Genomic DNA, 7,853 nt, shown 5'->3' on the forward strand with positions numbered 1-7,853 from the left:
GGTCAACATGCCCGTTACGGGGGTCAGCATATGCGTTTTATCCATCATCCAACGGTTGCTGAAAAAGGGCAAAGAATCCAACAATTATGAACTGCCTGAAGTTTACTTCATCGGCATTCTGGAGTTCCCTATGGATACCGATGAACAGGGCAGATATTTCCACGATATTGCCTTAATGGAAAAGACGTCAGGAAAAGTTTTTTACAATAAACTGGGTTTTAAATTTCTTGAATTGCCTAACTTTGCAAAGGAAGAAGGTGATCTGCTTACAGATACGGATAAGTGGATGTATCTGTTGAAGCATATGAGCACGCTGGATAAGGTTCCGATATTTTTGGATAAGCGGGTTTCTCATTCGAATTAATTGATTTTTAACGGCAATGAAGCTTGCATAAATTATCCGTGCCTTTTGGCCTATGGCAATTTATGCAGGTTTCAGCTTATCTTTAAGATATCGGAAGTAGCAAAATTAGGAAAGGAGGAACGTATGGCATACGAAGCAAGTTTAAAGGCTAAATGGGATACGCAGAATGCGTTTAACGCGGTAAGGAGGGAAGCGAAGGAAGCAGGGAAGGAAGAAGCTGGTTTCCAATTTGTAAAAAACTTATTGTTCAACACCGATTTCGATGATGAAAAAATTGCTGAGTTGGCATCTGTTTCTCTGGGTTTTGTGCAGAAAGTTAAAGCCGAATTGACAGCCAAGTAGGCTTAACATTATTTCTTAAGGGGGCTAGATCTAATTTCGCCCCGTTTCCACATCCCCCAACAACCGCTTCACGTCAAATACCGGAAGGTAATATTTGTTGATGAACGAGCCGGTGGATTTAGCGATAATAATTCCCCTTGCGGTTGATATGGATAGGTCAAGTAATCTTTCCAACACATGGTTGGGGAGCCGAATGTTTTGGGTTTCAGGGTTTGAAAAACTCTTTAGGTCATCAAATCCGAAAGTAAACACGCCCTCATAATGAAGTAAACGCCGTAAATCGCCGCGAGCGTCGTCCCCGTAGTCATAAATGAACTCTAGGTTGACAGCCACTTTATTACCCGCGGTATTGGTTTCGAAGTAAACGTTAACACTAACGTTTAATAAATTCACGTCGAATGACTTGATTATGTCATCGCTAGGGTCGTTTATCGTGAATACCTCAGTTTTAACTTCGGTTAGGCCAATTACAAATTTGTCTTCTGCCATATTAAATGGGAATTACTTTCGGTAATCCGTTATACCGCGGTTGGGTATTTAAATGTATTATGAATAGGCCTCACCGGCATTTCTTGTTCTGCGGTATTCCCTGCTACATCGACTTCTATCGTCGCATTGTTGCTGTATTTCTCTTTTATCGTGGCCGTTGGGGAAGATATTGCATCTTGTAACGAAGCATACACAGAAATAATATCCTGGCCCAATGCGCATTCAATGTAGGTGAGCGTTTTAGTAGAAAAACTATGAGTTCCGCTTAGCCATTTGCTGATTTCAGACCGCTGCTTGCCCATTGTTTTTGCCAAATCAGCAGGCTTCATATTTTTTTGGGAAAGTATATCTGCTATCCTGTTGGCGATAGCCAGATTACGCTTCACCAGTTTGTCTATGGCTGGATCGCCATGTGTGTCCAACCAATTTGAGATCAAATTATTATCGTTAGTAATACCCGCATTGCGGGCATGTGATTTCCCTTCCTTTTTCATGGTACCTTCCTTTAGAATATCAGCAAAAAATCCTCGTCATAAATAATATCGCTGCAATCATCATTCCATTCAATATCTTGTTGCTTAAATGCCTCGTTTATGGCTCGGGCCAATTGGTTTGCCATCCTAAAATGTGGCCGTACCTGCGGGCAGTCTTGTGCCGCATCGGCTGTTTTGACATCTCCATCGAATAAAAATACTACCCTTTCAGACAGTCGATAACAGTAAAGCCTAAGGTTATTGATGGCAGGCTCACCCATTTCAATATAAGTTGGCCGGCGATTTACACCTTTCGGCGGTAACGCTTGGGCTTCCCTTTCCTCCCTAAACAAACTCGGCTTTGCACCATACACTTTGCCGATTTGCTGCAGCCAAGATAGGATATGATTCAGTTTTCCCTTATTTTCCTCTTGGTGTCTATCGACAAATTTTTGAAAATATGAAGGTTGTTCGTCATCGCCATCCACGATAGCAACCGAGTAATAGGTCACCTTGTCATAGCTAGCTATCAAGCATATTTTAGCAAAGATACTCATCCGTCAGGAGATCTGCAAGGGTTTGTTCACTAAAAAGTAAACAATAATTTTTCAGCCTCAACTTCTTCACCTCATCGGCCAATTCGCTAAATTCCATTTTAATGAGGTTTACATCTATTGGTCTGCCCTAAAGATAAGAAGTTTAGGTGTATCGCACAAGGGATCGCGGAATGTATTCAGCTAAAAGAAAGCCCCGATTCTCCCCTTTTCGGGGCTTTCTTTTTGCTCTGCATGATAACCACATGATTGTCGAGTAAGATGTGTCGATACCGAACGTACAATACCGGAGAAAGAATTTTTGTGACGACCCGCCGTATTTTTGTGACGAGTTTGTCTATTCCGATTTATTTGACCTACCGTTCTTATAATTTGACCCGCCTCCACAGGACCTCAAAGAACGGTTTCNCCCGCCGTATTTTTGTGACGAGTTTGTCTATTCCGATTTATTTGACCTACCGTTCTTATAATTTGACCCGCCTCCACAGGACCTCAAAGAACGGTTTCTATTTTCAATAATAGCACTAATATCCGGATAGTGCCAACTATAATTTTTTTCCTCTGAGTGAATTTCCTTTCTTATGGAAAGCTTTCCATAAGACCGGAGATAGCTACAGGATGAAAAATCGAAAATCGTTCTTTGAGAATCAAAACGGCTGATATACATTTGCACACGTTCTGTACTTATTGTTGCCATTGTTATGCACTCTTTGTTGCCGAAAATTATGTATTCCTGATTGCCAAAAACTCTACACTTTTAATTGCCGCTTACAACCTTCCGGTTTCCCGTAAATTCTCTCATTTCCTTCGCTTATCTTCGTGTTGATTTTTAGCGGCTATTTTCAAAATTGAAAGCGATGTTGTAATTTGCAGTATCACGACCTTTATATCCCGATATTGGCATATACAGAAATTTGCATATATGTATGATACTCAAAATGGAGAATTATCGCTATCCGTCGAAGGACGAATGGCTCACCGTATCGAATAAGTTCCCGACAATCACACGGTTTGGGTTCCCTTACGTGAAAGAAATGACGCTATTGTTGACCCGAAAGGAAACCATAAAGGGTGTTTACATAAAGAATAATCTTTATGAATGGGATGCCTACCTAAGCAAGAAAATCTGGAACTTACGCCAATCCTACGTTAACATGGTGGTCAATTTCAATAGGGGGCTGGCCATCGGAGAGGAGGATTTCGGGGACGAATTCAAAGTTATCCAATTGTTCAACTTTGAATTCTATGCAGAGACCTCATTCTACTACCTGATTGCTGCAAGGGATACGATCTATCAGATCATCAATCTTGCCTTTGATCTAGATATCAAAGAGCACAGGGTCAACGGTGATGAAATACTACTAAAATTAGACGCAAACGGCCACTCAGAAATCCATAATTATGTGAATAGGGCATATACCGATTTGAAAGAAGCAAACGATATCCGCAACTCGCTTGCACATAAATTCTCCAAACTCAGTTCGGACAGAAGAGGGGTGATTTCTGATGACGGCAGGTCATACGGCGCAAGTGCAGGGCATTTCATTGAATACCCCAGACAAGTTGAGATTCTTGACCGTTCTCTCGAACACCTTCGAGATTTCTTTTTTTCAATAAGGGACTCAATGATGCAGATCCACCAACTTGAACCGGATAACTGAAAGGATGTTTAGCTCAATCTCAACGTAGATATCGGCTTTATCCCTTCCTGTACGACCAGCCTATATTGCTTCGATGTTTTTGGTATATTGAACTTAGACGACTGGATCCAGTAGTAAGGGCTTTGGCTTTGTGCCTTTAATTTAGCAAGTTCTGGTGCATCGTGGTTCAGCCAGTCTTTCAGCCAACGTAGCTTTCTAAGTACCGTGCTCACCTCTGTCGTATTAGGTATGTACTTCGGCAAAGAAAACTTCGCCTTTATAAGAGAAACAGTAATCCCATCGGTTGCTTTGCGGGTAAACAGGTGTCGTACATCCGTCAATATCCACACTGCCTTCGCATTTCGAAGTGTCTTGCAGATAGATTTTCTTGCTATCGCTACCGAGTGCTCTTAATCCTGCTTGATAACAAGTTTTTACGTCTGGAGTCGCCTCTACAGCTTCTTTAAATGTCATACCAGGCATTGGTTGTTCTTTAAACTTCTTGGGCCATCACCTTAGAGATAATATCGGATGCTTTCGAACTAAACGAAGACAATCCGCCCCAATCGGCAACGGAAAGATCCTCACTTCCGGCATCCAGCGATGATATATCTTTTACTTGTACTGCATCATTTTCCCTATCGAAGTAATAAGTATTGATTTTCTTTTTCTTCAGGATATTTTTAAACAGCTCGCTTACTGCCTCGGAAGGTGCGAGGTTAAACAGTTCCGCCAAATAACTATCTCCGGTGTTTGCTTTTTGTAAATAATGGAAGGCCCAAGCGAACTCCAAGAATACCGGAGAGTGGGTGGATGCAATGATTTTATAGCCTCTAAACAGCAAGTGGACAATATAGGAAGCCTGTTTTATTTCCTTCCGAATGGGTTTATAATCGTCAACTTCTTTTCTATAACCTGCCCGTTATGCAAATCTTCTGACTACAATACCTTGCAATCTGACTCAAGTGCAGCACTTATTATAAGGCTATCATAGAAAGAGAAACGATACTTATCTGCTATTTTAATAGCACCATTTATTGTCTCAGGGTTGTTTACAAATACATAGTTATTTGTACAACATTCTTTAATGGCCTTTAACGCCTCGTCAAAAGAAAGTTTGAACTTACGTGTCAGCGTGTTAGTCAATTCGGTTAATAGTTGTGTGCTGATATGCGAATCGGTTTCGCTAATAAGTTTACGGGCGGTAAGCCGTTTGTCCTTTTCTGATACGGAATAGGAGTAGACTAAAATATTGGTGTCCAAAAAGACCTTAGCGCTCATTCGCTTCGTCTCGATCAAATTTAAAGCCAGTTGTGTCAATAGCAACGGCGTCAAAAGTCACCTTCTTTTTTGCATGTTTGGAAGCTTGTTGAGAATCTTTACGGAAACGCAGCAGCTTCAGTTGCTCCAAATCACGAAGGAGGTTCATCGCTTTCTCATTCAAAATTTCCAATGTTACCGTTCTCATATCAACAAACTTACGAAAGATGACTTGTTAATCAAAATATCATACTTCGGATTTCGCTGGACACGGATAAGTTTGTTGAATACAGCGGACAAGATTTGTGAATATTCCGGGGAAAGTGGTTCTTCCCCACTTTTGGTTTCCGGAATGTTCATGTAGCAAGCAACGTATTGAATGTAGGGTTTTCATATTTTTTCTTCGCTGCTAATAGTCTGTATACAACCAGAATAATCAATATTGCGATTGAAAAGAAGATAAGCCAAAATACCATATTTGTTTTGCTTAGGATATGTATAGGCATTTTTTAGCTATTCTTTCGATCGAATCAATGCAGCATACATCGTTCCGCCGAAGGATGAAGGCCTTTCGTTAACCTTGGTTACCACCTCATATCCCAGGTTATCAAAGAGCGTGCTTAATTTGCTGAATGTAATAGGAAAGGGTACCCACCGATTTGGGGTAGTGGATTCATATTCAACGATAAGGAGTTGTTTTTCTGTATTGAAGTATGGTTCCAGTCGTTTTACAAGCCTTTCTTGTTCCTGGATATAGTGGATCGAATTGGCCATTAGTATGCCGTCCAACTTGGGCAAAGTTAAACTTTCAAGGTTGATATCCGCTAGCTGAAATTGAATGGACACGTTGCTTCCTGCGGTTCTATTCAGCTTTTGTGGCAAACGATCCACGGCTGTAATGCTACTTCCCCGAGACAAGAGGTGGGCGAGGGCATAGGTAAACGTACCGTTCCCACAACCCAGGTCAGCCCAATGCTGAGGTTTCTCTTCCGAAAGTATCCCCAGTTCAATAAGCGCGATAGCTTCCTGTATTTTCAATGTCGTTTGCTTTTACAACCACGATAAAGCTAGCGAAACTTTTTTATTTATGCACGTTTGTACAGATTGGTCGAATCCATGGCTATTTCAAAGATATGGTCAGATTTCGAGAGGTGAGAGTGTCAGCGAGGGTGTATATAAAGCTAGCAGATAGAGTTGGAGTAAGTGAAGGTGTAAATACGGAGCTTCGCATAATAGTGGTCGAATCTTGCTATGCTAAATTTAAGACGCTTTGCTCCATTCTTTATGATTTATTTATAAAGAATAGATTGACAAAAATCAATTCAAAAAATAAGTCGTAAACCAGTAACAATAAATATCATAAATCATGACATGATGTCATTAAATATTTTTTAGGTGTATTGTTCACGTGATAGGTGTGGCAGATTTACATTTATAGTTGACAATATGAAAAACATATTTATTTTTGTAAACCTTTTCGCGATTAGTTTGTCAAACTAACCGAAAGGAGTATGATAGCTATGAACCAACTATTTGGAGAACGATTTAAATCAGCCCGCCTACTGAACGGATTTTCTTTGCAGGGACTTGCCGATGCCTTGGGCAACAAGGTGACCAAGCAGGCTCTACATAAGTATGAGAAAGGAGAGGTGGTGCCGGATAGTGAAAAACTATCGCTGATTAGCGACGCGCTTAATGTACGTCCGGATTATTTTTTCAGACCAATGGCGGTAGAGCTTGGTCCGATCGAATATCGAAAGCTTAAGAGAATGCCTGTCAAAGAGGAGCAGAAGATTATTGAGCAAACTCGGGAATACCTGTCAAGGTATTTGGAGCTGGAGGAACTGTTAGGTGTCAAATACGATTTTAAAGATCCATTGAATGATTTTCCCGTAATACGTGAATTTAAACAAATTGATGAAGCTGCACTTACACTCCGAAAGGCTTGGAACCTGGGACTAGGGCCGATTTTTAATATCCCTGAATTGTTGGAAGACAAGCACATCAAGATTGTTGAAATCGATGCTGATATTTCATTTGATGGTTTGCAAACCAAGGTGAATGATAATATCCCGGTTATCGCTTATAACAAGAACATTGCTGATAAACTTGATCGCGTTCGCTTCACCTTGCTGCATGAGCTTGGACATTTGCTGTTGAAGTTTGACCCGCAACTTTCCGAAAATCAGCGGGAGAAATTATGCCACCAGTTTGCGGGGGCAATGCTACTGCCAGAACAGACTGTTCGCGAAGAGCTGGGTGATCACCGTAATCGACTTTCGGTTACTGAGCTCGGTCATATAAAAAGTCAATATGGGATATCCATGCAAGCATTGGTTTATCGGGCCAATTTGCTTAATATTGTCAATGACAATTATAAGAACCAATTTTTTAATATGATGAAACAGATGGGGTGGCGCACTGAAGAACCAAATGTTTATGTCGGTGTTGAAAAAGCAACTAGGTTTGACCAATTGCTTTATCGGGCCCTCGCCGAGGAGTTGATTTCAATAAGCAAGGGAGCAGCACTCAAAAACATGAAACTTTCCGACTTCAGGAGCCAATCGTTGGTTATGTAAGATAAGTAATGAAGCTTGCTATCACCGACGCCTGTATTTTATCGACTTGCACCTGCTGGACTTGGTTGTGCCGTTTTTCGAGTTGGATATTGAGGTGCACACCTCGCTTTGTAATACTCCCCTAATCCTGGGCCAGCGGTTTAGTTAAAATT

12 protein-coding genes are annotated in these 7,853 nt (G+C 41.0%); 4 read left to right on the top strand and 8 right to left on the bottom strand.

Annotated features, from left to right (window positions below; genetic code table 11):
- Together NGM62_RS21050 and NGM62_RS21055 are read left to right on the top strand one after the other, a co-directional pair.
- The coding region (locus NGM62_RS21050; protein WP_262250289.1) for an Rpn family recombination-promoting nuclease/putative transposase at positions 1-364 on the top strand (364 nt) is incomplete at its 5' end.
- A gap of 123 nt (positions 365-487) precedes the next feature.
- Positions 488-706: a hypothetical protein gene (locus NGM62_RS21055; protein WP_262250290.1), complete on the top strand. Its 219-nt coding sequence runs from the start codon at positions 488-490 to the stop codon at positions 704-706.
- Positions 707-736: 30 nt separating this feature from the next.
- Here NGM62_RS21055 and NGM62_RS21060 read toward each other — a convergent pair whose 3' ends face one another.
- Genes NGM62_RS21060 through NGM62_RS21070 form a run of 3 tightly spaced genes read right to left on the bottom strand, consistent with a single transcriptional unit; the run spans position 737 to position 2,201 of the window.
- The gene (locus NGM62_RS21060) at positions 737-1,195 is read right to left on the bottom strand and encodes a hypothetical protein (protein ID WP_262250291.1); all 459 of its coding nucleotides are present in this window, start codon (positions 1,193-1,195) and stop codon (positions 737-739) included.
- A gap of 29 nt (positions 1,196-1,224) precedes the next feature.
- Entirely contained in the window at positions 1,225-1,689 is a 465-nt protein-coding gene (locus NGM62_RS21065; RefSeq protein ID WP_262250292.1) for a helix-turn-helix domain-containing protein, read from the bottom strand.
- Positions 1,690-1,700: 11 nt separating this feature from the next.
- Entirely contained in the window at positions 1,701-2,201 is a 501-nt protein-coding gene (locus NGM62_RS21070; RefSeq protein WP_262250293.1) for a hypothetical protein, read from the bottom strand.
- 947 nt (positions 2,202-3,148) lie between these two features.
- Here NGM62_RS21070 and NGM62_RS21075 point away from each other — a divergent pair.
- Positions 3,149-3,883: a Cthe_2314 family HEPN domain-containing protein gene (locus NGM62_RS21075; RefSeq protein WP_262250294.1), complete on the top strand. Its 735-nt coding sequence runs from the start codon at positions 3,149-3,151 to the stop codon at positions 3,881-3,883.
- A gap of 222 nt (positions 3,884-4,105) precedes the next feature.
- Here the strand turns inward: NGM62_RS21075 and NGM62_RS21080 are convergent, their stop codons facing one another.
- From NGM62_RS21080 to NGM62_RS21100, 5 genes are all read right to left on the bottom strand, one after another.
- The gene (locus NGM62_RS21080) at positions 4,106-4,336 is read right to left on the bottom strand and encodes a hypothetical protein (protein ID WP_262250295.1); all 231 of its coding nucleotides are present in this window, start codon (positions 4,334-4,336) and stop codon (positions 4,106-4,108) included.
- 19 nt (positions 4,337-4,355) lie between these two features.
- A complete protein-coding gene (locus NGM62_RS21085) occupies positions 4,356-4,706 on the bottom strand; it encodes a hypothetical protein (protein WP_262250296.1) in 351 nt (116 codons plus the stop codon).
- 95 nt (positions 4,707-4,801) lie between these two features.
- Positions 4,802-5,143: a PIN domain-containing protein gene (locus tag NGM62_RS21090; RefSeq protein WP_262250297.1), complete on the bottom strand. Its 342-nt coding sequence runs from the start codon at positions 5,141-5,143 to the stop codon at positions 4,802-4,804.
- Positions 5,133-5,330, bottom strand: a complete 198-nt coding sequence (locus tag NGM62_RS21095) for a hypothetical protein (RefSeq protein ID WP_262250298.1) — start codon at positions 5,328-5,330, stop codon at positions 5,133-5,135. The genes NGM62_RS21090 and NGM62_RS21095 overlap by 11 nt, the downstream gene beginning before the upstream one ends.
- A 305-nt stretch (positions 5,331-5,635) precedes the next feature.
- On the bottom strand, positions 5,636-6,160 hold the full coding sequence (locus tag NGM62_RS21100; RefSeq protein ID WP_262250299.1) for a class I SAM-dependent methyltransferase: 525 nt from the start codon (positions 6,158-6,160) through the stop codon (positions 5,636-5,638).
- Between the two features lie 473 nt (positions 6,161-6,633).
- Between NGM62_RS21100 and NGM62_RS21105 the strand changes: the two genes are divergently transcribed.
- Positions 6,634-7,701 carry a helix-turn-helix domain-containing protein gene (locus NGM62_RS21105; protein WP_262250300.1) on the top strand — a complete coding sequence of 356 codons (1,068 nt, stop codon included), beginning with the start codon at positions 6,634-6,636 and terminating at the stop codon, positions 7,699-7,701.
- Positions 7,702-7,853 lie beyond the last annotated feature (152 nt).

The organism is Parapedobacter soli (assembly GCF_025460835.1).
In the GTDB taxonomy this organism is placed as follows: Bacteria; Bacteroidota; Bacteroidia; order Sphingobacteriales; family Sphingobacteriaceae; genus Parapedobacter; species Parapedobacter soli.